The 25964-nt window shown below is 72.0% G+C and carries 22 protein-coding genes and 2 pseudogenes; 18 read left to right on the top strand and 6 right to left on the bottom strand.

Going from position 1 to position 25964, the window contains the following annotated elements; genetic code table 11:
* The first annotated feature begins 109 nt into the window (after window positions 1-109).
* Both AB0G15_RS20655 and AB0G15_RS20650 read left to right on the top strand, forming a co-directional pair.
* Window positions 110-1129, top strand: a complete 1020-nt coding sequence (locus AB0G15_RS20655) for a hypothetical protein (protein WP_362841954.1) — start codon at window positions 110-112, stop codon at window positions 1127-1129.
* A complete protein-coding gene (locus AB0G15_RS20650) occupies window positions 1129-1494 on the top strand; it encodes a GntR family transcriptional regulator (RefSeq protein ID WP_362841951.1) in 366 nt (121 codons plus the stop codon). Before AB0G15_RS20655 ends, AB0G15_RS20650 begins: the two co-directional genes overlap by 1 nt.
* Window positions 1495-1545: 51 nt before the next feature.
* Here the strand turns inward: AB0G15_RS20650 and AB0G15_RS20645 are convergent, their stop codons facing one another.
* A complete protein-coding gene (locus AB0G15_RS20645; protein ID WP_362841949.1) occupies window positions 1546-2307 on the bottom strand; it encodes a hypothetical protein in 762 nt (253 codons plus the stop codon).
* Window positions 2308-2352: 45 nt separating this feature from the next.
* Between AB0G15_RS20645 and AB0G15_RS20640 the strand changes: the two genes are divergently transcribed.
* The 10 genes from AB0G15_RS20640 (at window position 2353) to AB0G15_RS20595 (ending at window position 12412) form a co-directional block, all read left to right on the top strand.
* On the top strand, window positions 2353-2700 hold the full coding sequence (locus AB0G15_RS20640; protein ID WP_362841946.1) for a hypothetical protein: 348 nt from the start codon (window positions 2353-2355) through the stop codon (window positions 2698-2700).
* 212 nt (window positions 2701-2912) lie between these two features.
* Entirely contained in the window at window positions 2913-3350 is a 438-nt protein-coding gene (locus AB0G15_RS20635) for an SRPBCC domain-containing protein (RefSeq protein WP_362841943.1), read from the top strand.
* The gene (locus AB0G15_RS20630) at window positions 3343-3666 is read left to right on the top strand and encodes a metalloregulator ArsR/SmtB family transcription factor (RefSeq protein ID WP_362694001.1); all 324 of its coding nucleotides are present in this window, start codon (window positions 3343-3345) and stop codon (window positions 3664-3666) included. The genes AB0G15_RS20635 and AB0G15_RS20630 overlap by 8 nt, the downstream gene beginning before the upstream one ends.
* A 209-nt stretch (window positions 3667-3875) precedes the next feature.
* Complete coding sequence (locus tag AB0G15_RS20625) at window positions 3876-4109, top strand: hypothetical protein (protein ID WP_362841940.1); 234 nt, start codon at window positions 3876-3878, stop codon at window positions 4107-4109.
* 298 nt (window positions 4110-4407) lie between these two features.
* Entirely contained in the window at window positions 4408-4497 is a 90-nt protein-coding gene (gene kdpF, locus AB0G15_RS20620) for a K(+)-transporting ATPase subunit F (RefSeq protein WP_344745511.1), read from the top strand.
* 16 nt (window positions 4498-4513) lie between these two features.
* On the top strand, window positions 4514-6175 hold the full coding sequence (gene kdpA, locus AB0G15_RS20615; RefSeq protein ID WP_362841937.1) for a potassium-transporting ATPase subunit KdpA: 1662 nt from the start codon (window positions 4514-4516) through the stop codon (window positions 6173-6175).
* A complete protein-coding gene (gene kdpB, locus AB0G15_RS20610; RefSeq protein WP_362841934.1) occupies window positions 6175-8343 on the top strand; it encodes a potassium-transporting ATPase subunit KdpB in 2169 nt (722 codons plus the stop codon). The genes kdpA and kdpB overlap by 1 nt, the downstream gene beginning before the upstream one ends.
* Window positions 8344-9180: a potassium-transporting ATPase subunit C gene (locus AB0G15_RS20605; RefSeq protein ID WP_362841932.1), complete on the top strand. Its 837-nt coding sequence runs from the start codon at window positions 8344-8346 to the stop codon at window positions 9178-9180. It begins immediately after the preceding gene.
* Window positions 9177-11747, top strand: a complete 2571-nt coding sequence (locus tag AB0G15_RS20600) for a DUF4118 domain-containing protein (RefSeq protein WP_362841929.1) — start codon at window positions 9177-9179, stop codon at window positions 11745-11747. The genes AB0G15_RS20605 and AB0G15_RS20600 overlap by 4 nt, the downstream gene beginning before the upstream one ends.
* Window positions 11744-12412, top strand: coding sequence for a response regulator (locus AB0G15_RS20595; RefSeq protein ID WP_362841927.1), 669 nt, complete (start codon window positions 11744-11746; stop codon window positions 12410-12412). The genes AB0G15_RS20600 and AB0G15_RS20595 overlap by 4 nt, the downstream gene beginning before the upstream one ends.
* A gap of 95 nt (window positions 12413-12507) precedes the next feature.
* Here the strand turns inward: AB0G15_RS20595 and AB0G15_RS20590 are convergent.
* Together AB0G15_RS20590 and AB0G15_RS20585 are read right to left on the bottom strand one after the other, a co-directional pair.
* Window positions 12508-12942, bottom strand: a pseudogene (locus AB0G15_RS20590) (MarR family transcriptional regulator); the annotation flags it as partial.
* 123 nt (window positions 12943-13065) lie between these two features.
* Window positions 13066-13263: pseudogene (locus tag AB0G15_RS20585) on the bottom strand (helix-turn-helix domain-containing protein); the annotation flags it as partial.
* Window positions 13264-13498: 235 nt separating this feature from the next.
* Between AB0G15_RS20585 and AB0G15_RS20580 the strand changes: the two are divergent.
* Together AB0G15_RS20580 and AB0G15_RS20575 are read left to right on the top strand one after the other, a co-directional pair.
* Entirely contained in the window at window positions 13499-14164 is a 666-nt protein-coding gene (locus AB0G15_RS20580; protein ID WP_362841924.1) for a DUF4097 family beta strand repeat-containing protein, read from the top strand.
* A gap of 217 nt (window positions 14165-14381) precedes the next feature.
* A complete protein-coding gene (locus tag AB0G15_RS20575; RefSeq protein ID WP_362841921.1) occupies window positions 14382-17039 on the top strand; it encodes a hypothetical protein in 2658 nt (885 codons plus the stop codon).
* 217 nt (window positions 17040-17256) lie between these two features.
* Here the strand turns inward: AB0G15_RS20575 and AB0G15_RS20570 are convergent, their stop codons facing one another.
* Both AB0G15_RS20570 and AB0G15_RS20565 read right to left on the bottom strand, forming a co-directional pair.
* A complete protein-coding gene (locus AB0G15_RS20570) occupies window positions 17257-19095 on the bottom strand; it encodes a pentapeptide repeat-containing protein (RefSeq protein ID WP_362841919.1) in 1839 nt (612 codons plus the stop codon).
* A gap of 306 nt (window positions 19096-19401) precedes the next feature.
* Window positions 19402-19962: a TetR/AcrR family transcriptional regulator gene (locus AB0G15_RS20565; RefSeq protein WP_362841916.1), complete on the bottom strand. Its 561-nt coding sequence runs from the start codon at window positions 19960-19962 to the stop codon at window positions 19402-19404.
* Window positions 19963-20056: 94 nt separating this feature from the next.
* On the opposite strand from AB0G15_RS20565, the gene AB0G15_RS20560 reads away from it, so the two are divergent.
* From AB0G15_RS20560 to AB0G15_RS20545, 4 genes are all read left to right on the top strand, one after another.
* Window positions 20057-21280 carry an MFS transporter gene (locus AB0G15_RS20560; RefSeq protein ID WP_362841913.1) on the top strand — a complete coding sequence of 408 codons (1224 nt, stop codon included), beginning with the start codon at window positions 20057-20059 and terminating at the stop codon, window positions 21278-21280.
* Between the two features lie 49 nt (window positions 21281-21329).
* Window positions 21330-22166, top strand: a complete 837-nt coding sequence (locus tag AB0G15_RS20555; RefSeq protein ID WP_362841910.1) for an aldo/keto reductase — start codon at window positions 21330-21332, stop codon at window positions 22164-22166.
* A 213-nt stretch (window positions 22167-22379) separates the two neighbouring features.
* Window positions 22380-22808, top strand: coding sequence for an Rrf2 family transcriptional regulator (locus AB0G15_RS20550; RefSeq protein WP_344919484.1), 429 nt, complete (start codon window positions 22380-22382; stop codon window positions 22806-22808).
* 139 nt (window positions 22809-22947) lie between these two features.
* A complete protein-coding gene (locus tag AB0G15_RS20545) occupies window positions 22948-23892 on the top strand; it encodes a sulfite exporter TauE/SafE family protein (protein ID WP_362841906.1) in 945 nt (314 codons plus the stop codon).
* Between the two features lie 260 nt (window positions 23893-24152).
* On the opposite strand, the gene AB0G15_RS20540 is transcribed toward AB0G15_RS20545, so the two are convergent.
* Window positions 24153-25586: an Ig-like domain-containing protein gene (locus AB0G15_RS20540; RefSeq protein ID WP_362841903.1), complete on the bottom strand. Its 1434-nt coding sequence runs from the start codon at window positions 25584-25586 to the stop codon at window positions 24153-24155.
* Window positions 25587-25964 lie beyond the last annotated feature (378 nt).

Genomic DNA, 25964 nt, shown 5'->3' with positions numbered 1-25964 from the left:
CCCCCGTACGCCCCCGTACGCCCTCGTACGCCCGCAGCGCCTCGGTTTGTCCCCCTCCAAAGACTGTTTGCAGTGTTATAGTCGAACTCAAACAGTTGGAGGTTGTGTCATGTTCGTTCCTCTGTCTCCCGCGTTGCGGGATCGCCCCGATCACCCCGATCACGCCGCGCAGGGCAGGCTCCGTCGCCTGATCCTGACGATCGCCGGCCCGCTGCTCCTCCTGGTCGTACCGATGACCCTGGTAACCCTGTACGGCGAGTTCCTTCCCGACCGCGTGTACATCCAGAACTGGGGCATCGACACCAAGCGCACGGCCACCTGGCAGGACTGGACCTCGCAGCCCCTCTGGGGGATGGTGATGTGGTTCGAAGTGCTGGCCGTCACCTCGTTCCTGTCCTACTGGCGCTTACCTCGGGTCCAGCGGGCTCTGGTGATGTTCAGCTGCTACATCGGCGTGGCCGTTCCGCTGGTCGGCGCGCTGTGGCTGCTGAGGCTGGCCGACACCCCGGACGCCGCGGCCCGGCCTGCCTGGCACCTGGCCGTGGAGATCGCCGCCACTGTGGGGGCGCTCGCCCTGGGCTGGGTGGCGGCGGGTCCGATGCCGTCGGCGCCCGTGGTCGCCGCCGCGCCGCCGCCGAACGCACCCACCATGGAGCTCGGCCCGGTGCAGCGTGCCATGTTCGTGACCTCCGCCTGGTCGGCGCGCAGGCTGCTGTTCGCCGCGGTGCTGGCCGCGGTCACCGTGTGGGCCGTATCCACCGCCACCGGCGCGTGGCAGGGCGCGGTGCTGCTGACACTGTGGACGGTCTTCGAGGCGGCGCAGGCGCACACCCGCCTGCAGATCGACGGCTCGGGGGTCACGGTGGAGCTTCCCTGGCTGCCCACCGTGCGCCGGACGCTGCCGTACGAGATGGTGCGATTCGCCACGGTCAGGAGTGAGGCACCCCCCGGGCGGTACAGGCTGGACGACGGGAAGGCGGGCTGGGGCGTGGTCGGCGGGAAGGGGCCGGTGCTCGCCCTGTCGCTCAGTGACGACCGCTGGTTCGTCTACTCCACGCGCGAAGCGGAGACGGCGGCCGCGCTGGTCAACGGATGGCTGAGCAGAGAACGACGGACGGGGACGGCGTAGTGCTGATCACGGTTGACCCCTCCTCGGCGCAGTCGCTCGCCGACCAGGTGGCGGGCTCGGTACGCGCGGCGCTGGCCAACGGCATGGCCGCCCCCGGAGACCGGCTCCCCTCGGCGCGCAACGTGGCCGCCGCCCTCGGCATCAACCTGCACACCGTTCTGCGGGGTTACCAGCAGCTGCGCGACGAGGGGCTGGTCGAGCTACGCCGCGGTCGGGCGGCCGTCATCACCGGCACGGCCGACCAGTTCCGCCTCCGGCTCGCGGCGGCGGCCGAGGAGTTCGCCAGGGCCGCCCTGCACGCCGGAGCCTCCGAGGAGGAGGCGCTCGCCGCGGCACGGGAGGCACTGCTCGCCCTGCGAGATTGATCGGAGGGCGGGATCCGATCCGCGAGCCATCGCCGTCGCCCCGCCGGTCGCCTACCGGGGTCCGGCCTCGAATCCGTCCGGCTCGGTTCGGAATCGCCCGTCCGGGTGGTTCCCCGGAGTCCTGCCGGGCGTGTGCGACCGGTTCCCGGTCAGCAGGAACATCGCGGCCAGCTCGCCGGCCAGCCGGGCGGCGTCCCGGGAGCCGTCGACCTCCAGGACCGGCAGGCCCAGCCTGCCGGCCTGGCGCCGTACCTCCTCGTCCCAGAGCTTGTCACGGGCCAGCCGCTTCGCCAGCGCGCTGACGTGATCGCTGTTTCCCCAGTTGGCCCGTGCCCGGTCGGGGTCGGCGAACCGGGTGCCCAGCGCGTGGCCGCGGAACCCGGGTGTGGGCAGCAGGAACACGGCTTGCCCACGCCAGGCCAGCAACGGCGCGACGTGCGCGGGCAGGGTGCGGAAGTCGTCGACGAGCACGGGACGGTCGGCGGGCAAGGTGAGCAGGTCTTCGACGACGAATCCGAACGTCTCGCCGTGCAGGCTGGGCATGGACCGGAAGGCCTCCTCGGGTGTGCGGTCCGCCCATCTGCGTTCCAGGGGCGTTCGCGACAACGCCCACAGGCGGGGCTGTCGCTGCGGAGTGCATCGCCGGACGTAGCGGCGTTCGGCCAGATCGCCGTCATACACGAGGACGTCGTGCCGTTCGGACAGGATCCGGGCGAGCGTGCTCTTGCCGGCGCCGGTGCCCCCGGCGATCCAGCGGACATGCGCCAGCCGATGAACACGATCGGCGGAGTCGTGTTCGTCCAGAGGAGTCATACCTGGCAGTCTCACGAAATCGAGCGGACACGAACAGTCTTGTTCTTGGATCCCGCCCAGGTGAAGATCGAAGGAGAGGGCCGAGATGATCGCGGAGGGAGCGGGGGCGCGGTCCTGGGGGTCTGGCCGGCCCCCGGGGTTCTGGCGATCTTTCGTGCCTACGGCGCCGAGTGCATCGACTTCGACGTCGGCCTGAGGGAACCGCAGGGCCAGGAGCGGCTGGACGTTCTGCTCGACCTCCTCATCGCGATCGGGAGGAGCCTCGGGAAGCCGGTGTCGACGACCCCCGAAGGTGATCACGGTCATCCTGTGCTCGGATACGACGTCGAAGCCGGCCGGGTGGTGCTGCCGGCCGACCCGGGCGCGTACGGGTTCGCCGAGGCCACCGGCTAGGAGCCCCTCCGCAGGCCGGGCACGGCCCATGTGGCGGGCGCGCGCCGGACGATCTCCGACCGCACGCAAGGCGCCGCCGCCCTCCGCGGCGGCGCCTTCTCCCGATCGCCCCGGCGGCCACCGTGCGGGGTTCGGCGGAACCGTGGATTGACGCAACCAGTCGATTGCTATAAGTTGAGTAGCAACCAACTGGTTGCTACAAGGAGGCGGACATGACATTCCCCGACCGGATCGAGCGCACGGTCCAGCTGGCCCACCCGCCGGAGCGGGTCTGGGCGGCGCTGACCACCGCCGAGGGCCTGGGCACCTGGTTCGGGCACCGCGCCGAGGTCGACCTGCGCGTCGGTGGCCAGGCCAAGCTCAGCTGGGACAGCGGCGACACCGCCACCCTCACCATCGAGCGCCTCGAGCCGCCGCGCGTCTTCGGCTACACCTGGCCGGTCGCCGGCCTTCCCGACGGCGATCCGCGACGCACCTACGTGGAGTTCACGCTGGAGCCCGCCGGCGACGGCACCACGCTGACCATGGTCGAGAGCGGGTTCGCGCAGCTGGCGGACGCCGAAGCCCACAAGGCGGCCTACTCGGGCAACACCGGGGGCTGGACGAACGAGCTGGGTGAGCTGGTCGCGTACCTCGACGGACATGCCTGACCTGGAGGCGGTGGCGCAGGAGGTCTTCACCGCCCTGGCCGATCCGAGCCGGCGGGGGATCCTCGCCGCGCTCGCGGCCGGGGGGCCGGCCACCGCGACGGATCTGGCCGCCCGGCTGCCGATCACCCGCCAGGCCATCGCCAAGCATCTCGCCCTGCTGGCCGAGGCAGGGCTGGTGGTGGCCGAGCCGGGGGAGCGGCGCCGGGTCCGTTACCGGGTGGACTCCGCGCCGATGAAGGTGGCACAGCAGTTCCTGGCCGTGCTCGCCCGCGACTGGGACGGTCCGCTGGCCGCCCTGCGGGACCGGTTGGAGTAGTTGGAGTGAGGGCCGGTGCCCGGCCGGTTGCGGTGAGGACCGGTGCCCGGCCGGCCGGTTCCCGCGCGATCTCGCCGGCCGGTCTCGCGCGGTGCCTGGCCGTTCTGTCCGCCGAGCTCATCGTTCGGGTCTCGGCCGGCCCCATCCGGAGCCGACCCCATCCGGAGCCGGCCTCATCCGAAGTCGGTCCCGTCCGAAGGGAGTGTCCGATGTTCGATCCAGTCGCGATGATCTTGGCTGACAAGGCGACCAGACGTCACGTGCTGTCCGCCCGTCCGAACGCGCCCGTGGTGCCCGAGCGCCCGAGGCGGCGGCGCGGCGCCGCGATGCGCCGGCTGACCGCGGTGGCCCTGCGCCGCCTCGCCGACCGGGTCGAGCCACGCCGGGCCGAGCCGCGCTGCGTGAAGCCGCGCCGGGCCGACACCACCGCGCCGGCGTCGTGACCGCTCGCGCCCCGGGCCGGCTCCCGTCCGGCCGCCGCATGGCCGGACGGGAACCGGCCCGGGGTCGTCCGGGGCTCGCGTAGGGGAGGCGTCAAGCCTCGGGGCCGGGGCGTATGGGATCCGTCAAGACGCGCAGTAAGGGCGAAAAACGGCGGTTTCCTTACGTATGCCCCGCCCGTCGGGCGGTGGCGAGTGAACCCCGGATTCGAGGAGTGGGGATGGCAGACGTCATCTTCGTCGCCCTGACGGTCGCGGTTTTCGTGATCCTCGGGCTGGTCGTCAGGGCGGTGGAACGGTTGTGAGCGCCGTCAACGCCGTCGGCCTGGTGGTGGTCGCCGGCCTGGTGATCTTCATGGTCGCGGCACTGCTCTTCCCGGAGCGTTTCTGATGAGGGAGCGCTTCTGATGTCCTCGACCACGGCCGGGATCCTGTTCGTCGGATCCCTCGTCGTCGCCCTCGCGCTGGTCCACCGGCCGCTGGGCGACCACATGTACCGCGTTTACACCGGTACGAAGCATCTCGCCGTCGAGCGGGTGATCTACCGGCTCGTCGGCGTCCAGCCGGACGCCGAGCAGCGCTGGAGCGTCTACGCCCGCGCCCTGCTGGCCTTCTCGGCGATCTCCGTCCTGTTCCTGTACGGGCTGCAGCGGCTGCAGGACAGGCTGTTCCTGTCGCTGGGCTTCGCCCCGGTGCCCGACCACGTCGCCTGGAACACCGCCGTCAGCTTCGTCACCAACACCAACTGGCAGGCGTACTCGGGCGAGTCGACCATGGGCCACCTGGTTCAGATGTCCGGCCTGGCGGTGCAGAACTTCGTGTCCGCCGCGGTGGGCATGGCGGTGGCGATCGCGCTGGTCCGCGGCTTCGCCCGCAGGAAGACCGACGAGCTCGGCAACTTCTGGGTGGACCTGGTCCGCGGCGTCGTCCGTATCCTGCTGCCGCTCGCCGTCGTCGGCGCGGTCGTGCTGCTCGCGGGCGGTCTGGTCCAGAACTTCGCCTCCCCGCACGAGGTGACCACCCTGACCGGCGGCACCCAGGCGATCACCGGCGGCCCGGTGGCGAGCCAGGAGATCATCAAGGAGCTGGGCAACAACGGCGGCGGGTTCTACAACACCAACTCGGCCCACCCGTTCGAGAACGCCACCGCCTGGACCAACTGGGTCGAGATCTTCGCGATCTTCCTGATCCCGTTCGCGCTGCCCCGCACGTTCGGCCGCATGGTCGGCGACGTCCGGCAGGGCTACGCGATCGTCGCGATCATGGGAACCCTCGCGCTGGCGAGCGTCGCGCTGCTGACCGGGCTGGAGATCGCCCACGGCGGCACGGTCCCGCAGGCGGTCGGCGCGGCGATGGAGGGCAAGGACGTGCGCTTCGGCGTGCCCAACTCCGGCACCTTCGCCGCCGCCACCACGCTCACCTCCACCGGGGCGGTCAACTCCTTCCACGACTCGTTCACCGCGCTCGGCGGCATGCTCACGATGTTCAACATGATGCTCGGCGAGGTCGCCCCCGGCGGCGCGGGCGCGGGCCTGTACGGCATGCTCGTCCTCGCCGTGATCACGGTCTTCGTGGCCGGGCTCATGGTCGGCCGCACCCCCGAGTACCTGGGCAAGCGGATCGGCTCCCGCGAGATCAAGTTCGCCGCGATGTACTTCCTGGTCACGCCGCTGCTCGTGCTGACCGGCACGGCGCTGGCGATGGGCTCGGCCGAGCAGCGGGCGAGCATGCTCAACAGCGGCCCGCACGGCTTCTCCGAGGTGCTGTACGCCTTCACCAGCGCGTCCAACAACAACGGCTCCGCGTTCGGCGGCATCACCGTCAACACGCCGTGGTACGACGTGGCCCTCGGCCTGTGCATGGCCTTCGGCCGGTTCCTGCCGATCGTCTTCGTCCTCGCCCTGGCCGGGTCCCTGGCCAGGCAGGCGCCGGTGCCCGTCTCGGCGGGCACGCTGCCCACGCACCGCCCGCAGTTCGTCGGCATGGTCGTCGGCGTGACGGTGATCCTCGTCGCGCTGACCTTCCTGCCCGCCCTGGCGCTCGGCCCGCTCGCGGAAGGAATCCAGTGATGCCCACCCAGACGCCCGAGGCGCCGGGCCGTACCCCCGCCTCCAGGGACGGGGAGAAGGACGGCAAGCAGGACGGAAAGCAGGACGGAAAGGTGGGCGGCGGCCTCCTCGATCCCCGGCAGCTGGTCACCTCGCTGCCCGAGGCGGTCAGGAAGCTCGACCCGGCCACGCTCTGGCGCAACCCGGTGATGCTGATCGTCGAGATCGGCGCGGTCCTCACCACGGTGCTCGCCGTGCTCACCCCGTCGTTCTTCGCCTGGGCCACCGTGGTGTGGCTCTGGCTGACGGTGATCTTCGCCAACCTGGCCGAGGCCGTCGCCGAGGGGCGCGGCAAGGCCCAGGCGGCCACGCTGCGCGCCGCCAAGCGCGACACCACGGCGCGGCGGCTGCGCGGGCGCGGCTCCACCGAGTGGGACGTCGTCGGAGCCCCCGAACTGCTGCGCGGCGACTTCGTCGTCGTGGAGGCCGGGGAGATCATCCCCGGTGACGGCGACGTGGTCGAGGGCATCGCCTCGGTGGACGAGTCGGCCATCACCGGCGAGTCCGCCCCGGTCATCCGCGAGTCGGGCGGCGACAGGTCGGCGGTGACCGGCGGCACCAAGGTGCTGAGCGACCGGATCGTCGTCGAGATCACCCAGCGGCCCGGCGAGAGCTTCATCGACCGGATGATCGCCCTGGTCGAGGGCGCCGACCGGCAGAAGACGCCCAACGAGATCGCCCTCAACATCCTGCTGGCCGCTCTGACGATCATCTTCCTGGTCGCCACCGCGACCATGCAGCCGCTGGCGATCTACGCCAAGGCCCAGAACCCCGGCGTGCCGGACTCGCTCGCCCTGACCGGGGACGGCGTCACCGGCGTCGTGCTGGTCGCGCTGCTGGTCTGCCTCATCCCGACCACCATCGGGGCGCTGCTGTCGGCGATCGGCATCGCGGGCATGGACCGCCTCGTCCAGCGCAACGTCCTGGCGATGAGCGGGCGCGCGGTCGAGGCCGCCGGAGATGTCAACACCCTGCTGCTGGACAAGACCGGCACCATCACGCTGGGCAACCGGCAGGCGTCGGAGTTCCTCACCGCGCCCGGCGTCCCCGCCGACGAGCTGGCGACGGCCGCGCAGCTGGCCAGCCTCGCCGACGAGACCCCCGAGGGCCGCTCCATCGTGGTCCACGCCAAGCAGGCGTACGGCCTCAGGGAGCGCGAGCCCGGCGAGCTCGCCCACGCCGAGTGGATCGGTTTCACCGCGCAGACCCGGATGAGCGGCGTCGACCTCGACGGCCGCCAGGTCCGCAAGGGCGCCGCCACCGCGGTGATGAAGTGGGTGCGTGAGCACGGCGGCCACCCCACCGAGGAGGTGGGGAGCATCGTCGACGCCGTCTCCGGCTCCGGCGGCACCCCGCTGGTCGTCGGGGAGGTCGTCGAAGGGAAGGCGCGCGTCCTGGGGGTCGTCCACCTCAAGGACGTCGTCAAGCAGGGCATGCGCGAGCGCTTCGACGAGATGCGCAGGATGGGCATCCGCACCGTCATGATCACGGGCGACAACCCGCTGACGGCCAAGGCCATCGCCGACGAGGCGGGCGTGGACGACTTCCTCGCCGAGGCCACGCCCGAGGACAAGCTCGCCCTGATCAAATCGGAGCAGGAGGGCGGCAGGCTGGTCGCGATGACCGGTGACGGCACCAACGACGCGCCCGCGCTCGCGCAGGCCGACGTCGGGGTGGCGATGAACACCGGCACCTCGGCCGCCAAGGAGGCCGGCAACATGGTCGACCTCGACTCCAACCCGACCAAGCTCATCGAGATCGTCGAGATCGGCAAGCAGCTGCTCATCACCCGCGGCGCGCTGACGACCTTCTCCATCGCGAACGACGTCGCCAAGTACTTCGCGATCATTCCCGCGATGTTCGCGGCGGTCTACCCGGGCCTGGACGCGCTGAACGTGATGCGCCTGTCCAGCCCGCAGTCGGCGATCCTGTCCGCGGTCGTCTTCAACGCGGTCGTCATCGTCGCGCTGATCCCGCTCGCCCTGCGCGGCGTGCGCTACCGCCCCTCCAGCGCCTCGAAACTGCTCAGCCGCAACCTCTACGTCTACGGTCTGGGCGGCATCGTCGTGCCCTTCGTCGGCATCAAGTTGATCGACCTTCTCATCCAGTTCCTTCCGGGGATGTCTTAAATGGAACGCCTGCCCAGCTGGATCCGCCGGCATCTCGCCGCGCTCCGCGCGCTGCTCGTCCTCACCCTGGTCACCGGGGCCCTCTACCCGCTGGTGATCACCGGCGTCGCCCAGGCCGTGTTCGGCGGCGGCGCCAACGGCTCCCTCGTCCAGAAGGACGGGAAGGACGTGGGCAGCGCGATCGTCGGCCAGAGCTTCACCGACGCCGACGGCAGGCCGGTCGGCAGGTACTTCCAGAGCCGGCCGTCGGCGGCCGGCGACGGCTACGACATGCTCTCCACCGCCGCGAGCAACCTCGGGCCCGAGGACGTCGTGGACACCCCGGGACCCGAGGGGAGGCAGAGCCTGCTCACCCAGGTCTGCGCCCGTTCCAGGGCCGTCGGGGAGCTGGAGGGGGTGAGCGGCGCCCGGCCGTACTGCACGCCCGACGGGGTCGGCGCCGTGCTGAAGGTCTTCCCCGCCGCCGGCACCCCCACCAGGGCCGTCAGCGTCAACCAGGCCTGTCCCGCGGTCCCGTTCGTCGCCGAGTACCGCGGCGTGAAGGTCGAGTGCGGCAGGCCGGGCGAGGACTACGCGGCCGGGCGCACCGTCCCGGTCCGGGGCACGGCCGAAGCCGTGGTGCCCGCCGACGCGGTCACCGCCAGTGGCTCCGGCCTCGACCCGGACATCTCCGTCGCGTACGCCGGCCTCCAGGCGGCGCGCGTCGCCAGGGAGCGCGGCATGCCCGTGGAGAGGGTGAGGCGGCTGATCGCGGCGAACACCACCGGCCGCTCCCTCGGCTTCATGGGAGAACCGGCGGTGAACGTCCTCGAACTCAACCTGGCCCTCGACCGATGAACGGGGGGCGAGGGCGATTGCGCGTCTATCTCGGAGCCGCGCCGGGTGTCGGCAAGACGTACACGATGCTCTGCGAGGGCCGCCGCCGTCTCGCGCGAGGCACCGACGTCGTCGTGGCGCTCGTCGAGACCCACGGCCGCCCTCGCACCGCGGAACTCCTCGACGGCATGGAGGTCGTCCCGCGCGCGAGCATGGTCCACCGGGGGAGCGTGTTCACCGAGCTCGACGTGGACGCCGTCATCGCCAGGAGGCCCGCGGTCGCCCTGGTCGACGAGCTGGCCCACACCAACGTGCCGGGCTCGCGCAACGCCAAGCGCTGGCAGGACATCGAGGAGATCCTCGACGCGGGCATCGACGTCGTCTCCACCGTCAACATCCAGCACCTGGAGTCGCTCAACGACGTGGTCGAGGAGATCACCGGGGTGCTCCAGCGCGAGACGGTGCCCGACGAGGTGGTGCGCCGCGCCGACCAGGTGGAGCTGGTGGACATGGCCCCGGAGGGGCTGCGGCGACGGCTGGCGCACGGCAACGTGTACGCGCCGGAGAAGGTCGACGCGGCGCTGTCGAACTACTTCAGGGTCGGCAACCTGACCGCGCTGCGCGAGCTGGCGCTGCTGTGGGTGGCGGGCAAGGTCGACGACCAGCTCGGCCGCTACCGCGCCGAGCACGGCATCGCCGGCACCTGGGAGGCGCGCGAGCGCGTCGTGGTCGCGCTGACCGGCGGACCGGAAGGCGACACGCTGGTGCGGCGGGCCGCCAGGATCGCGGGCAGGAGCAAGGGGGCCGACCTGCTGGCCGTGCACGTCACGCGCGCCGACGGCCTGGCCGGGGCCGATCCGGCGAGCACGGCCCGCCAGCGCACGCTGGTGGAGGACCTGGGCGGCACCTACCACCAGGTCGTCGGCGACGACGTCCCGGGCGCCCTGCTCGACTTCGCGCGCGGCGTCAACGCCACCCAGCTGGTGCTGGGGGCCTCCCGGCGCGGCCGGTTCGCCCAGATCCTCTCCCGGGGGGTCGGGGTGACCACGACCGCGCGGTCCGGCTCCATCGACGTCCACATGATCACCCACGACGAGGTGAAGCGGGGGCGGGGCCGTGCCCCGTCGCGGGCCGCGCTGACCCGCACCCGCCGGGTGGCGGGCTGGCTCCTCGCGGTCCTCGGGCTGCCGCTGCTGACGCTGGCGCTGCACCCCTTCCGCGGCGACGTGAACCTGCCGAGCAACATCCTGCTCTTCCTGCTCATGGTGGTGGTGGTCGCCCTGGCGGGAGGAATGTGGCCGGCCGTCACCGCCGCCGTGCTCGGCTTCCTGCTGCTCAACTACTTCTTCACCGCGCCGGTCGACCGCTTCACCATCGCCGACCCGGAGAACCTGTTCGCGCTGAGCGTCTACGTGCTGGTGGCCGTCATGGTGAGCGCGGTCGTGGACGTCGCCGCCCGCCGTACCCGGGAGGCGGCCCGCGCCCGCGCCGACGCCGAGGTCCTCTCCACCCTGGCCGGGCACGTGCTCCGCGGCGAGCACGCGCTCGCCTCGCTGCTCGCCCGGCTGCGGGAGACCTTCGGGCTCGCCTCGGTCACCCTGCTGGAACGCACCGGCGAGCCGGGTTTCGACGACCAGTCCGACCCCGAGGCGTGGCGGATCGTGGCCACCGCCGGTGAGGCGCCCTGCACCTGCCCGGGGGGCGCGGAGACCGACGTGGCCATCGGCGAGCGGCTCGTCCTGGCCATCCGGGGCAGGCTGCTGGAGGCCTCCGACCGGCGGGTGCTGGAGGCGTTCGCCGCCGAGGCGGCGGTGGCGCTGCGCCAGGACCGGCTGGCGGCGGAGGCGGAGCGGGCCAGGCCGCTGGCCGAGGCCGACAGGATGCGCACCGCGCTGCTCGCCGCGGTCAGCCACGACCTGCGCACCCCGCTCGCCTCGGCCAGGGCCGCCGTGGAGAGCCTGCGCAACACCGGCATCGACTGGTCGCCGGACGACAGGGAGGAACTGCTCGCCACGGCCGACGAGTCCCTGGCCAAGCTGGACCGCCTGGTCGTCAACCTGCTCGACATGAGCCGCCTGCAGGCCGGGGTGCTCGGGCTGAGGCTGGAGCCGACCGCGCTCGAGGAGATCGTGCCGCGCGCCGTCGACGACCTCGGCCCCCTGTCGTCGCGGATCGAGACGGACCTCCCCGCCGAGCTGCCCGAGGTCGTCGCCGACCAGGCGCTGCTGGAACGGATCCTGGTCAACCTGATGTCCAACGCCGTCCGCTACAGCCCCGAGGACCGGAAGGTCCTCGTCATGGCCGGCGAGTACGGCGACCACGTGGAGATCCGCGTCGTCGACCGCGGCACGGGCATCCCGCCCGACGCCTACGACCGGGTCTTCATGCCCTTCCAGCGGCTCGGCGACCGCGACAACCACACCGGCGTCGGCCTGGGCCTCGCTCTCTCCCGGGGGCTCGCCGAGGCGATGGCCGGCACCCTGCTACCGGACGAGACACCAGGGGGTGGCCTCACCATGATCCTGACACTTCCCGTTTCCTCCCGCGCGCGGGCGCGCGGCCAGGCCGATGCGGCGGAACGACCGTGACCCGCGTCCTCGTCGTCGACGACGAGCCCCAGCTCCTGCGCGCCCTGCGCATCAACCTCGCCGCGCGCCACTACGACGTGGCCGTGGCCCCCGACGGCGGCGGGGCCCTGCGGCAGGCCGCCGACCGGCACCCCGACCTGGTCGTGCTCGACCTCGGCCTGCCCGACCTCGACGGGATCGAGGTCATCCACGGCCTGCGCGGCTGGACCACCGTCCCGATCATCGTGCTCTCCGGCCGTACCGGAGGGTCCGACAAGGTCGACGCGCTGGACGCCGGAGCCGACGACTACGTCACCAAGCCGTTCGGCATCGACGAGCTCCTCGCCCGCATCCGGGCCGTCTCCCGGCGCAGCGCGTTGCACGACGCGGAACTCGCCCAGATCCACGTCGGCGACCGCGTCGTGGACCTGGCCGACAAGACCGTCTCCGGCGGCGTACGGCTGACGCCCACCGAGTGGCACCTGCTGGAGATCCTGGTCCGCAACCCCGGCAAGCTCATCACCCAGCGGCGGCTGCTGACGGAGGTCTGGGGTTCCAATTACCTCAAGGAGACCCACTACCTGCGCCAGTACATGGCCCAGATGCGCAAGAAACTGGAACGGGACCCGGCCCGCCCGGTCCACCTGCTCACCGAGCCCGGCATGGGGTACCGCTTCCAGCCCTGACGACTCCGCTCACCCCTGAGGGGGCCGGCTCCCACCACGGCCAGGCCGAGCGGCCGGTCCGCCTCGGCGGCGGGGCCCGGGTGGTGCACGGCCGCCTATCCGTGGTCCGGACCTGGCCGAGCGGTGTCGTTCGGGGTTCCTTCGGGTTTGGTGTGGAGAACCTCGCGGGCCTGTTCGGCGGCGCGGGTGATGCTTTCGCTGATGAAGTCGAGGAAGCGGGCGATGTTCTCCAGGCGGTTGGCGGCGGGGGTGCGGGGGCCGAGGACGGCGACGCCCTGGCGTGCGGTTTCGACGAGTTGGTCGTTGGCCCGGGCGCTGGCGATCGTCGCCTGGTAGAAGAGTTCGTCGTCGACGACGTAGCGGTCGCGGCGGCGTTCGTCGCGCTCCCGGCGCACGAGGCTCTGACTCTCCAGGAAGGTGATCGCCTTGGAGATGGACGCGGGGCTGACCTGGAGGCGCCGGGCGAGCTGGGACGCGGTGAGGCTGCCCGCGTCGGTGGTGAACAGGCAGGTCAGCACCCGGGCCGTCATCTTGGTCAGACCTGAGGCCATGAGGACGGTGGTGAACGTCTCCTCGTACTCGGCCACGGCCTCGGCGTCGCGTCCGTGTGGCTGGGGGGTCGACTCCGGCCCCGGGGAGGAGGCGGTCCTGCGCCGGTTGGCGCGGCGTTCGGTGGCGCGGTGGGCCAGGTCGGCGCGGTAGGCGGTGGGGCCGCCGTTGCGCGTCACCTCACGCGTGATCGTCGAGGTCGGGCGGTCGAGGCGTCGGGCGATCTCGGCATAGGGGAGGTTGTCGGCCAGCCCCAGCGCGATCTGCCGACGGTCCTGCTGGGTGAGCCTGCCTCCGGGCATCGCGATCTCCTTGGTGATCCTTCGTGGTGGTTCCCGCCCTCACCATAGCGTTCACTTCTGGCTCATTGCAACAATAAGAGTGCTTGTCGTTGCTTTATCTTCTAGGTCGTTGCAACACTTTATAGGCTTTCACCTGTATGAATGTCCAGAGAGTGCAACAAAACTGTTGTCATATCCTGAAAGGCAACGTAGCGTTTCCGGTATCAGAAACAGCAGGTGAGCACGGGAGAGCACGATGCAGAAGTTCGACACCCCCACCCCGATCTCCGCCGTCCTGGACATCCCCGCCGGACGCATCCAGTTCATCGCCGCGGACCGCGCCGACACCACCGTCGAGATCCTGCCCGCCGACCCCTCCAGGAGCCGCGACACCAAGACCGCCGAGCAGACCGCCGTCACCTACGCCGACGGCGTCCTGCGGATCACGACCGCGGCTCTCGGCAACCGGCTCCTCGGCCCCACCGGGTCCCTGGAGATCACCGTCCAGCTGCCCGCCGGCTCCCGCGTCGAGGCCAAGACCTCCGGCGCCGAGCTCCGCGGCGTCGGACGCCTCGGAGACGTCGCCTTCGAGGGCGCGTACCGCCAGATCAAGATCGATGAGGCCGCGAGCGTCCGCCTCACCGCGATGGACGGCGACGTCGAGATCGGCCGGCTCAACGGCCCCGCGGAGATCAGCACCGCGAGGGGCGACATCCGGATCACCGAGGCCGTGCGCGGCACGGTCGTGCTCAGTACCCAGTCCGGCGACATCTCGGTCACCGCCGCCACCGGCGTCTCGGCCGCCCTGGACGCCGGCACCGGCTACGGCCGCGTCAGCAACGCCCTCAAGAACAACGGCACCACCGAGCTCGACATCCGCGCCACCACCTCCCACGGTGACATCACCGCCCGCAGCCTCTGAAGGAGCGTAACCGTGACCATCCGGCCGGGCCCGCCGCGATCGGGATCCTGCCGGTCGTCGCCGACGACCCGGCCGTCCTCCCGAGGGGGACACGTGCGGCGGGTGGTCCAGAGGATCGGCCACAGATCCGAAAACGGAGATGCGAAAAGCGGGGCCGGCCCTGGGGCCAGGGAGGTGAGGCCCGGTTCTGTCGGAGTCGATCTCTACGGTGTGCGGCATGACGACACATCCCCCCGTGAGCGAGGCCTGGCCGGGCGTGCGCGCGGCCATCACCGCCGGCGATCCGGCCCGGGTCGCGGACGCGGTGCTGGCCGTGGACGAGGCCGGGCGCCGCGAGGTGGCCCGCGAGCTGCCCGGCCACATCGGCGTCGCCAGGAAGGCGAGCGCCGAACGCGACCGGCGCCGGGGCGTATGGTCCGACGGCGAGGAATGGATCGAGCCCCTGCGGGTCGCCGGCGCGGGCGTGCTCGGCGGGGCGGCGGCCGTCGCGGCCTGGCTCTACCGGCGCGACTTCACCCGCTGGCGGCCGCCGCTCGACTCCGGGCCGCTGCTGCGCGTGATCGCCGCGCGGCCGCCGGAGTGGCAGGCCGACCTCGCCGTACGGCTGGCCCTGCGGCTGCGCGGCAACCGGGCCCAGGCCAGGGACGACAGCGTGCCGCTGGCCTTGGAACTGCTGCGCCGCACCGGCGCCGTCCCGCCCGACCACGACCCGCTCACCACAGCCTGGGTGTCCTGGCCGCCGGACCTGGAGCACGACCCGCTGGCCGAGCACCTGGTGCCCCGGTTGTTCGAGGCCGAGGGAGTGGGCCGGGCGCTGCGCGAGGACAACATCGACCCGCCCTCGTGGGATGCCGGCCGCCGCACCTGGCTGGGGGCGCTGCGCGCCGAGGTCGCGGCCGGCCGGCTGGCCGCCGAGCCGCTGGTCGACGGCTGCGTACGCCGGTTGTTGCGCGGTGGCAGCGCCACCGACCTGCGCTTCTTCGCCCGCCTGCACGAGATGCTCGCCCCGGCGCCGAGCAGCGAGCGCACCCGCGACTACCTGCGGCTGCTGCCCGCCGCGCCGGGGCCGGTGGCCGAGCTGGCGCTGCGGCAGCTGCGCGGCGCGGGCGGGCTGAGCGGCGAGGAGGTCGGCGAGGCGGTGTCGGCGCTGCTGTTCCGCCCCGAGGGCAAGCTGGTACGGGCCGGGCTGACCCTCCTGGACCGGGCCGCTCGCGACGCGGGCAGTGATCTCGCCGATCTCGCCGACCTCGACGACCTGGCCGCGGCGCTCGCCTCGGCGTTCCTGTGCGAGTCCTACGATGTGCGCGAGCGCACGGTGGGCCTGGCCGTCAAGCATGCCCGGCGCTTCACCCCTGCCGGGGCCGAGGCCGTGCGCGAGGCGGCGGGCGTGCTGCCCGCCGAGCTGGCGGCGCTGCTGTCGCAGGCCTACGGCGTGGTGGCGGCCGAGCCGGAGGCGGTCGACGACTTCGAGCCCGTGCCGTTGCCGCCGTTCGAGCCGCCGGCCCGCGAGCCGTTCCCGCCGGCGCTGGAGGATCTGACCGCCACCTACAACCAGGTCGGTGGCGACATCGTCATCTTCGAACGGTGGCTCGACGGCTTCGTCCGCGACCCGTCCAAGCGGACGCGCCCCGGCCGGGGCCGCATCTACGAGCGGCGCCAGTGGGTCCGTCTTGAGGAGTGGACGGAGGCGCTGCTGCGCGAGGCCGCCGACCCCGGGCAGGAGACGCCGCGAGATCGGCTGCCGGCACCCCATCGCGTCTCACTGCCGCACCACGCCCTGCTGGCGCGCTGCGCCGAGGTCCACGCCGCGCTGAAGGCCGGGACGCTGCCGCCGTACCTGCTGGCCACCCCGACCCTGACCTCTGGCCACCTCGACCCCGCCGAGCTGGTGGCCCGCCTGGAGGGGTACGAGCGGGCCGGCGTCCAGGCCCTCCCGGTCGACCTGGGGCAGGCGCTGCTGCGGCTGCCGCGCGAGGTGGACCCGCAGGTGGCCGACCGTGCCGGGAAGCTGACCTCGCGGGCGGGCGCCACGCTGGCACGCTGGCTGGCCGACCGGCCACAGCCGCAGCTGCGCGTGGACTGGTCACACGCCGGCGGCCGTTACACGCACGACCGGCAGAAAGGCGAGCACACCCCGTGCCTGCACCCCCGCATCCGGATCGAGCCGACGGGACTGGCGCTGGTCGACACGCTGCTGTCGGATCCGCGTTCCTGGACCGGCGAGGACGACGGCGTGTACATGGAGTCCTGGCGGCTGGCGCTGCCCTCGGACCGGGAGGTGGTGGCCATGCACCTGCTGCCGCACCTGCTCAACGCCTGGGAGCGGCCCGGTTACTTCCACCGGTACGTGGCCGCGCTGTTCTCCCAGGACGGGCCGGTGGGGGAGGCGACGGCGCTGCTGATCGCCGTCCAGCTGGCCGAGCAGGGCACGTACGGCTGGCTCGAGCGCGGCCGGCTGCTGCTGCTGGGCGCGGCCGCCGCCGGCTGCCTGCCCGCCGTGGAGTGCGGGCGACAGCTCGGGCTTTCCCTGCGCAGGGACGTGGCCAAGATGGGCCCCGTACGCTCGGCGCTGGAGGAGTGCGCGAAACAGGGCGCCCACCGGCAGGTGTGGGAGATCATGACCGGGCTGCTGCCCGTCTACCTGCCAGGACCAGACGATCGACCGCATTCCGGGCACACCCAGGCGCTCTCCTTCGCGATCGACGCCGCCCGCTGGGCCGGGGCACGTGACTCGGTCCCCGCGGTCGCGGAGGCGGCGGCCCGCAAGGGGACGAGCGGCTTCGTACGCACCGCCCGCGCCCTGCACGAACGACTGCTCAGCCGGCAGGAGCCGGCCACGACGCTGACGCGCGCCCAGATGAGCGGGACTTCCTGATCGGACGTTCCCTCTCACCCGCTCCCGGCGGCGTGGCCGGCTCGGGGAGAGCCGCGGGGGAACCCGGCCGCCGGTGAAGGGTTCCCGCCGGCGGCCGGGACCGGGCCCGCTCCATCACCTCTCGGATCCATCACCTCTCGGATCCATCACCTCTCGGATCCATCACCTCGCGGAGCGCTCTGCGGCGAGTGGGGGAATTCCTCCTCCTGGCCGGTTCCTACCTCGCGGTGCGTCCCCTCAGGGCGTCGCGTCCCCGCGCCACGATGATGTCGACGGCCTTGACCTCGTCGATGTCGCGGGCGACGGCCAGCGCCTGCTTGGCCGCGTCGTAGGCGTCCAGGGCCCGGTGCCAGTTGACGTCGTCGCCGCCCTCGCCCCCGTCGGCCAGGCGGTCGATCTCCTCGCCCAGCCGCGTCACGTTCTCCTCCTGCGACAGCCTGGTCTTCTCCAGGCGGGCCGCCCGCTCGGACGCCTCCAGCTTCGCGGCCCTCCCGAGCCGCCGCCCGCGCGCGACCACCTTGACCAGCACCCAGAGCGCGACCAGGCCCGCCAGCGACAGGAAGATCACCCAGCCGATCGCCATCCGGCTGGACGACCCGGACAGGTCGGCGTCCTTGGCGTGGCCGGTCTTCATGCCGGTGACCTCGGCGTCCACGAAGGTGGCCCCCCGCAGCTCGGCGAAACTCAGGTCGGCGTCGGTCAGCGTCGCCCCGCGGAAGACCGCGTCCTGGAACTTGCCGCTGCTCAGGTCGGCCCCTTCCATCCTGGCGCCGGTGAAGTCGGCCCGGTCGGCCCCGGCGCTGCCGAACTCCGCGCCGCGCAGGTCGGCGCCGCCCAGCCTGGCCTCCGTCAGGTCGGCGCTGCCGAACGCCGCACCCGACAGGTCCGCCTTCGACAGGTTCGCCCCGGCCAGCTTGGCGCTGCCGAGCTCCGCCCTCGCCATGCGCGCCCCCGTCAGGTCGGCCCCCATCAGCTCGACGCTGCCGAGCTTGGCGCGCTCCAGGCGCGCGCCGCGCAGGTCGGCGCCCTTGAGGTAGCGGATCGTGGCCCCGATGGCCGAGACGTCGCGCAGGATCGCCCGGTCGAGCTTGACGCTGCCCAGGTCGACCCCGTCCAGCTTGGCGCCGGTCAGGTCGGCGCAACTCAGGTCCCGGGGAAACTCGGCGACCGAGGTCAGGTCCCAGCCCGCGTACTTCTGCCCGCTGCCCGGCGCGCACGCCGGGTCGGGGGTCGGCAGGTCCTTGGGCATGCCCCTGCTGCCCGCCAGCAGCGCGCCCGTGGCCTCACGCAGCTCTGTCCCGCCGAGGTCGGCGCCCTGGAAGGTCGCGCCGTCCAGCACCGACCCGCGCAACTGCGCGCCCCGCAGGTCGGCGTCCCGGAACACGGCCTTGATCATCCTGGAGTCGTACATGCGGGCCTTGGGCGCCTTGAGACCGGTGAGATCGGCTCGGCGCAGGTCCACGCCGTAGGCGTCGGCGTCGGTGAGGTCGACGCCGACCAGCTTCGCGTCGTCGAACTGGGCTCCGTACGTCCTGGCGCGCACCATCGTGGCCCCGCTCAGGTCGGCGCCCTCGAAGTGCGCGGCGTAGGGCTGCGAGTCGTCCATGATCGCCTCGCGCAGGTCGGCGCCGCGCAGGTTCGCGTAGTACAGCTCCGCCTCCGTCAGGTCGGCCCCGCGCAGCTTGGCCCCGGCCATCTCGGCGTTCCCGAGGCGGGCGCCCTTGAGCGAGGCGCCCCGCAGGTCGGCCCCGGTGAGGAGGCTGCGCACGACCACGCCGTCCAGCCTTGCCCTCCGCAGGTCGGCGCAGGACAGGTCGGCGGGCAGCGTGACGCGGGTGAGGTCCCTGCCGGCCAGCTTGGGACCGCTGCCGGGCCTGCAGCCGGCGGCGCTCCCCGTCGCCTGGCCGTCCCGCGCGCTCCGGCCGTCCTGGACGGCGTGGGTGTCCTGGACGGTGTGAGTGTCCTGGACGGCGTGGGCCGATGCCGCGGGGGCGGGCAGCAGGGCGGGCAGCAGGATCACGGCCCCGGCGGCGAGCAGGCGGGTAAGGCTGGACATGTCTCTCTCACTGTCTCCCCCGAGGCGCGCGGATCCGCCGGCGGGGGAGAGCGGTGCCGGGCGGGAGTTCGTGGACAGGCCGGTGCGGGCGACACCCCGAGGGGAGGGGCCCGCCCGATGGACCATACGGGAACGCGACCCTTTATAGGAGGGCCCGGTTGCGGCCCGCTTGCGAACCGCCTTCCGCGGTGGCTCCTCTCCCGCCGCGCCGGGGCGACACCGCCCGCGGAGCCGGTCGGGACGCCGCACGCGAGGGCGCCGAAGGCGCGCCGCCGCGGACGGATCCGGTGGTCCCCCGCTCGTCCGCTATCGGGAGCCCAGCAGGGTGTCGACCAGGGCGCGGCCGTATCCGGGCGCGAGGGAGTCGCTCATGAAGAGGATCCGGTACGTCATCGGCGCGACCACATGGTCCAGCACCGCGTCCAGCGTGGGCACGTCCTCGCCGCGCCCGGCGGAGCGGGTGAGGATGACCTGGATGTTGCCGCTGGTGTACGCGCAGCACTGCCCGGTGCTCCTGCCGTCGTCGTCGCCGGCCACCACGTCGCGGGTGAACGCGCGCCCGGTGGGGGAGGACATCTCCTCCAGCCACTCCTCGGCCCACGTCGCGAGGTCGTCCCGCAGGTTCCCCAGGTCGGCCGGGGGGCCGTCGGGCCGCATGTGCTCGAGGGCGACGTCGGCCAGTAGTTCCTGCAGGTCACCCCATCTGCGATAGACGGTCGAGGGGGTCACGCCCGCGCGGGCGGCGACGAGCGGGACGGTCAGGTCGGCGCGGTCGCGCTCGGCGAGGAGATCCCGTACCGCCTCGTGGACGGCCTGCTGCACCCGCGCGCTCCGTCCCCCGGTGCGTACCGCCTGCCTCGTCGCCATGAACCGAGCTTAACGCAAAATATTTGCTTCAGTGGTCCGAGGTGTGTACGTTGCTAACGCAAATCCTTTGCTTTAAAGCTTCGGGAGTTCCTCCATGTCCACCGTGACCTCGACGTTGCCCGCCCAACGAGCCCGCTTGGGGGCCGGTGCGGCCGTGGTGCTCCTGGCGACGACCCTGACGACGTTCATGGCCGCCGCCGCCGCGCCCACCCCGCTGTACGCCGTGTACCAGGGCCACTGGGGCTTCTCCTCCAGCGTCCTGACCGCCGTCTACGCCGTCTACGCCGTGAGCCTGCTGGTGGCCCTGCTCACCGTGGGCTCCCTGTCGGACCACGTGGGGCGCCGCCCGGTGATCCTCGGAGCGGTGGCGCTCGAGACGGTCGCGATGGCGGTCTTCGCCTCCGCCGACGGGGTGACCGCCCTGATGGTCGCGCGCGTCGTGCAGGGCTTCGCCACCGGGGCCGCGACCGGGGCGCTGGGAGCGGGCCTGCTGGACGCCGACCGGACGCGCGGCCCGCTGGTCAACAGCGTGACGCCCGCCCTGGGCCTGGCCGCGGGCGGCCTGGGATCGAGCCTGCTCGTGCAGTACCTGCCCTCGCCGACGCGGACGGTGTTCGTCGTCCTGATCGTCGCGTTCGTGCTGCAGGGCGCCGCGATCCTCCTCCTGCCCGAGTCCGCCGGCCGCCGGGCGGGCGCGCTGGCCTCGCTGCGCCCGCACGTCAGCGTGCCCGCCGGGGCGCGCCGGGTCCTGTTGCTGGTCACCCCGATCACCGTGGCCGGCTGGGCGCTCGGCGGGTTCTACCTGTCCCTGGGGCCGTCCCTGGCCCGCGAGGTCACCGGCTCGGGGTCGATCGTGGTGGGCGGGCTGCTGGTCTTCGCGCTGACCATCAGCGGCACCGTCGCGATCCTCGCCCTGCGGGCGGTCCCCGCCCCGCGCGCCATGCGGGTGGCCTCCGTGCTCCTGGCCCTCGGTGTCGGCGTGACCCTGATCGGGGTGAACACCGGCTCGGGAGTGCTGTTCTTCGCCGGTACGGCCGTCGCCGGGCTGGGCTTCGGCGCGGGCTTCCAGGGGGCCGCGCGCACCCTGCTGCCGGCCGCGGCCCCGCACGAGCGGGCCGGGCTGATGGCCGCCTTCTACATCGTCAGCTACCTCGCCATGGGCATCCCCGCGACCGTCGCCGGGGTCGTCGCGGGCCACCTGCCCCTCGCCGAACTCACCACGTACTACGGGATCGTCCTCACCCTCCTGGCCCTGGCCGCCCTGGCCGGGACGTTCCTCGTCCGCGAGCGTCTCCCCGAGGCGGCGCGCGCGGCGTGACCGCTCCCCGGCGACGGCTCGCCGGGCCCGGCGTGGAAGGCTGTCGGCCATGACTGTTCTGGACATTCCAACCCTGAAGCTGGTCAACGGCGCGGACATCCCGCAGGTCGGCCTGGGCACCTGGCCCATGTCGGACGAGGAGGCGGAGGTCGCGGTCGCCGAGGCCGTCGAGATGGGCTACCGGCTGGTGGACACCGCCTACGCGTACCGCAACGAGACCGGGGTGGGGCGCGGGCTGCGGGCGAGCGGGGTGCCGAGGGAGGAACTGTTCGTCACCACCAAGCTGAACGGCGAGTGGCACGGGTACGACGCCGCGCAGGAGGCGTACCAGGCCAGCCTGGACCGGCTCGGCCTCGACTACGCCGACCTCTACCTGATCCACTGGCCGTTGCCGCGCAAGGACCGCTACGTGGAGGCGTGGAAGGGCATGGTCAAGCTGCTGGAGGACGGCCGCGTGCGGGCGATCGGCGTGTCGAACTTCAAGCCGGCCCACATCGACCGGCTCCTCGCCGAGACCGGCGTGGTGCCCGACGTGAACCAGATCCAGCTCAACCCGTTCTTCACCCGTGAAGAGACCCGCGCCTACGACACCGCCCACGGGATCGCCACCCAGTCCTGGGGCCCCATCGGGCAGGGCGGCGACCTGCTGGAGCAGCCGGTCGTCACTGCCGCCGCCGAGCGGCACGGCAGGACCCCCGCCCAGATCGTGCTGCGCTGGCACATCGAGCTCGGCCTGATCACCGTGCCGAAGTCGTCCAGCCCCGAACGGATGAGGGCCAACGCCGACGTCTTCGGCTTCGCCCTCACTCCCGAGGAGGTCTCCGAGCTGTCCTCCCTCGACCGGGGCGAGGCCGCCGCGACCGACTCCGACTCCGTCGGTCACTGACCCCACCGGCCTTCTCCGCCGCCGGCGCCGGCCACAAGAGCTCCGGGAACGCGGCGCCGGCGCGCGGAGGCAGGGGTAAGGGGGGCTCTCGCGGGCACACCTGACCACGAGGATAATTCACAGTTAACCTATAGAGATAGTAGATTTAAGCGAGACCAGCCCACATGAGGCCATCGGCCAGCGGCAGAGGCGCACCGTCGGGGGGACTTTCGGATGCACATCACGGCTCGGAGCGACTACGCCATAAGGGCGATGCTGGTCATCGCGCTGAGCGATCCCGCCCCGGTCAAGTCGGAGACGATGGCGCAGGCGCAGGAGATCCCGGCGAGTTTCCTGCGCGGCATCCTGACCGACCTGCGCCGCGCCGACCTCGTCTTCGCCCAGCGGGGCCACGAGGGCGGTTTCACGCTCACCCGGCCGCCCGTGGACATCTCGGTCGGGGACGTCCTGCGCGCCGTCGCCGGCGAGCTGACCTCGGTGCGGGGGCTGCCGACCGGCGACGTGGCCTACTTCGGAGAGGCGGTGCGGCTGCGCACGGTATGGCTGAACATCGAGACCTCCATAAGTGCCATCGTCGACACCGTCAGCCTGGCCGCCCTCCTGTCGCCGGTGGCCGAGGCCGGCAGGCGACGCAGGGCGTGACGGCGCGCCCTGCACCGCGCGTGGGATGAAGATTCCCACACCTTGAGACGCCTTGCTCGAAACGTGACTTGACGCCGCCCTGGCATTCAATCACGATAATTCCTATCAACAGAGTAGGAAAAACAGGAAGGGGGGCGTTGTGCGTGCGCTCATCCTCTTAGGCCTGGTCGGCTTCGCGGCACAGCTCGTCGACGGCAGCCTCGGCATGGCCTACGGTGTCACCTCGACGACGCTGCTCCTGGCCATCGGCACCAACCCCGCCGCCGCTTCGGCCACCGTCCATCTCGCCGAGATCGGCACGACCCTCGCCTCGGGCATATCCCACTGGCGCTTCAACAACATCGACTGGAAGGTCGTCGCCAAGATCGGTGTTCCCGGCGCCGTCGGCGCGTTCGCGGGAGCCACCTTCCTGTCCGGCCTCTCCACCGAGGTCGCGGCACCGGTCATGTCGATCATCCTGCTCGCGCTGGGCGTCTACGTCCTGATCCGCTTCACGGCCTTCGGCCTCCCGCGCGGCAACCTGGGCAAGCCGCTGCGCAAGCGCTTCCTCGCGCCCCTCGGCCTGGTCGCCGGATTCGTCGACGCCACCGGTGGCGGCGGCTGGGGCCCGGTCGGCACCCCGGCGATCCTGGCCAGCGGGCGCCTGGCGCCGCGCAAGGTGATCGGTTCCATCGACGCCAGCGAGTTCCTGGTCGCCATCGCCGCCAGCATCGGCTTCTTCTACGGCATCGGCTCCGAGAACATCAACTTCTCCTGGGTCGCCGTGCTGCTGATCGGCGGCGTCATCGCGGCCCCCATCGCCGCCTGGCTGGTCCGGCACATCCCGCCGCGCATCCTGGGCTCCGCCGTCGGCGGCATCATCATCCTGACCAACGTCCGGACCCTGCTGCGCAGCGACTGGATCGACGCCTCCGGCGGCGTCCAGACCGTCGCCTACATCACCATCGCCGTCCTCTGGGCCGCGGCCATCGCCTACTCGGTCCGCGAGTACCGCCGTGACCGCGACAACGAGACCGTCGAGGCGGTCGAGGAAGAGGAGAGGCGCCGCGCCGCGGAGCAGGAGACCGCCGGCACCGCCAGCTGAACAACCTGGCGCGCCCTCCGGGTTCGCCACATCGCACGAAGGCCCCTCTCGCCCGGGCGAGAGGGGCCTTCGTGTTCGTGTACGGCGGGTTCGCGGGGCGCGGAAGCTGTCGGTCGGTTTCCGTCCGTTTGCGTCGGTTTACGGTCGGGGGTCCTCGCTCCTCGGCCGTGTGTCGTGTGTTGTGTGTGACGGTCAGGAACCCGGGTGCTCGCGCGGCGGCCGGTCGGTTCGCGGTGCGCGCCCCGGGACTCCGCCCGCCTTCATGCGCTCCTGGTCATGGGCAGGCAGGGCGGCGTCTGGAACACCACGCCGTCCAGGAAGTTGCCGGCCCCCTGGCTACCGCCCGCGGCCGACACCGACTCGAAGGAGAATCGTGTAGTGGTCTGTCCCGGAGGCACGACGTACACCCCGGTGTACTGGCGCCAGGCGGTGTCGTCGTCGGAGATGTCCGGGGAGGAGGCCCCCGTGGGGGTCTGAGCCACGGTCGCGCCCGGTGCGCCGATGAGCACCCGCATCACGTCGGTACCGAGGCGGCCCCGGTGATACAGCGACCAGGTCATCGGCGTTCCGGGAACGGTGGGCACGTCCTGATAGAGCGTGGAGACCTGGGTCGCGTTGAGTTCGGCGAACTGCTGGCCTTCGGCCGCCGGAACCCCGCTCGCGCCGCCCCGCCAGAACTCCAGCTTGTTGTCGGTGGCGGTGGTGCGCCAGCCGACGCCCGGGTTGACGGAGGCGTCGGGGATGGACCAGTCGATCGTGGTCACGGGTGGCGCCTCGAAACCGCCGTTGACCAGGGTGACCGGCGTGTAGGCACAGGTGACGGCGACCGTGACCGTCGCGGTGCTGGTTCCGCAGGCGGTGGTGACGGTGTAGGTGAAGGTGTCGGTGCCGCCGAGGCCGGCGGCGGGTGTGTAGACCACGTTGCCGCCGGAGATCGTCGCGGTCCCGTGGGCGGGCTGGGTGACGCCGCTGATCGTCGGTGAGGTCGCGGTGTCGTTGGCCAGGACGGGCACGCTGACGGCTGTGCCCTGCCTGGTGGTGGCGGTGTCATCGACGGCCCTGGTGGGCGAGATGGACTGCCCGCCGGCGATCTGGATCGCAGGGGCGGCCGTGTTGTTCCCGAGCTGGCCGGGAGCGGCGATGACGCTGCTGATCCCGGTCGGCCGGATCGTCATGCCGCCCCCGACGGTGCCCTGCCTGACCTGGAAGGTGATGACCTTCGGGGAGGGGTCGACCTTGGTACCCGACGAGGCGATCGAAAGGGTGTTGCCGCTGATGGTGCCGGTTCCCGACTGGCCGACGACGTCGGCGTGGGCCAGCAGTGACGACAGATCCCACGTGGTGGTGTAGCGGCTGACCAGCAGCGGCCACTGAGTCGTGCGGTGCGCCAGTGTGAGGGTGAAGGTGCCACCCGGGGTGATCTGCCCGCCCCACAGGGACGGGGAGGTGTCGACCGAGATCGACCCGCTGCCCAGCCTCATGCCGAACGCGTTCTTCCAGTAGTAGTCGACAGGGTAGGTCGTCTGCCCCGGCCGGACACAGGGCGCGGCGGAGACTTGTGTGACGGCCTGCCGCGTGTCGGTGGCGGCGTGCGCAGCGGTATCGGCCGCCACCGGCGTCCCCGGTACGGCCGGTAGTGCCAGCAGGGCACAGGCCAACGCGATGAGGGCGGATCTGGCTCGTTGTGAAACCAACGCCGAACTCCCGTTCTGTCATGATGGATGTCCTCGTAGATCAACTTCACAGCGCACACTACTCTCTGTAGTGGATCTATCGCGTTAGGTGTGCGAGTGGTCCCCGTGTCGCGCCGAGGGTGTCGCGCGGAGGTCGTCACGCGCCTTGCCCGCGGTCGCGGCGGTCACCCTCCGTTGGCGGACGACATTCCGGCGTCATGGGGCCATCTGTAATCGATTAACTACTTTGTCGAAATATGTGCACTTTTCATGGATCTCGTCCTGAAAAGCGAACTTGTGAATTGAACGCGTAACGCGACTCCTGTTGACGCGGGCGGTCAGAGATCACCACATTGTCCTTTGGCAGATATGGTCATCCGTTTCTCTCCTTGCCAGCGG

The organism is Streptosporangium sp. NPDC023825 (genome assembly GCF_040639575.1).
Classification (GTDB): domain Bacteria; phylum Actinomycetota; class Actinomycetes; order Streptosporangiales; family Streptosporangiaceae; genus Streptosporangium.
Note: the sequence above shows the minus strand (reverse complement) of the source record. Positions and strands in the feature narration are given on the sequence as shown.

Bases quoted from the DNA above. Each gene is read 5' to 3' on its own strand.
- AB0G15_RS20605 (WP_362841932.1), top strand. From the start codon at position 8,344: ATGGAACGCCTGCCCAGCTGGATCCGCCGGCATCTCGCCGCGCTCCGC.
- AB0G15_RS20560 (WP_362841913.1), top strand. From the start codon at position 20,057: ATGTCCACCGTGACCTCGACGTTGCCCGCCCAACGAGCCCGCTTGGGG.
- AB0G15_RS20635 (WP_362841943.1), top strand. From the start codon at position 2,913: ATGACATTCCCCGACCGGATCGAGCGCACGGTCCAGCTGGCCCACCCG.
- kdpB (WP_362841934.1), top strand. From the start codon at position 6,175: ATGCCCACCCAGACGCCCGAGGCGCCGGGCCGTACCCCCGCCTCCAGG.
- AB0G15_RS20625 (WP_362841940.1), top strand. From the start codon at position 3,876: ATGTTCGATCCAGTCGCGATGATCTTGGCTGACAAGGCGACCAGACGT.
- AB0G15_RS20580 (WP_362841924.1), top strand. From the start codon at position 13,499: ATGCAGAAGTTCGACACCCCCACCCCGATCTCCGCCGTCCTGGACATC.
- AB0G15_RS20550 (WP_344919484.1), top strand. From the start codon at position 22,380: ATGCACATCACGGCTCGGAGCGACTACGCCATAAGGGCGATGCTGGTC.
- AB0G15_RS20565 (WP_362841916.1), bottom strand. From the start codon at position 19,962: ATGGCGACGAGGCAGGCGGTACGCACCGGGGGACGGAGCGCGCGGGTG.
- AB0G15_RS20555 (WP_362841910.1), top strand. From the start codon at position 21,330: ATGACTGTTCTGGACATTCCAACCCTGAAGCTGGTCAACGGCGCGGAC.
- AB0G15_RS20600 (WP_362841929.1), top strand. From the start codon at position 9,177: ATGAACGGGGGGCGAGGGCGATTGCGCGTCTATCTCGGAGCCGCGCCG.
- AB0G15_RS20570 (WP_362841919.1), bottom strand. From the start codon at position 19,095: ATGTCCAGCCTTACCCGCCTGCTCGCCGCCGGGGCCGTGATCCTGCTG.
- kdpA (WP_362841937.1), top strand. From the start codon at position 4,514: ATGTCCTCGACCACGGCCGGGATCCTGTTCGTCGGATCCCTCGTCGTC.
- AB0G15_RS20645 (WP_362841949.1), bottom strand. From the start codon at position 2,307: ATGACTCCTCTGGACGAACACGACTCCGCCGATCGTGTTCATCGGCTG.
- AB0G15_RS20630 (WP_362694001.1), top strand. From the start codon at position 3,343: ATGCCTGACCTGGAGGCGGTGGCGCAGGAGGTCTTCACCGCCCTGGCC.
- AB0G15_RS20575 (WP_362841921.1), top strand. From the start codon at position 14,382: ATGACGACACATCCCCCCGTGAGCGAGGCCTGGCCGGGCGTGCGCGCG.
- AB0G15_RS20655 (WP_362841954.1), top strand. From the start codon at position 110: ATGTTCGTTCCTCTGTCTCCCGCGTTGCGGGATCGCCCCGATCACCCC.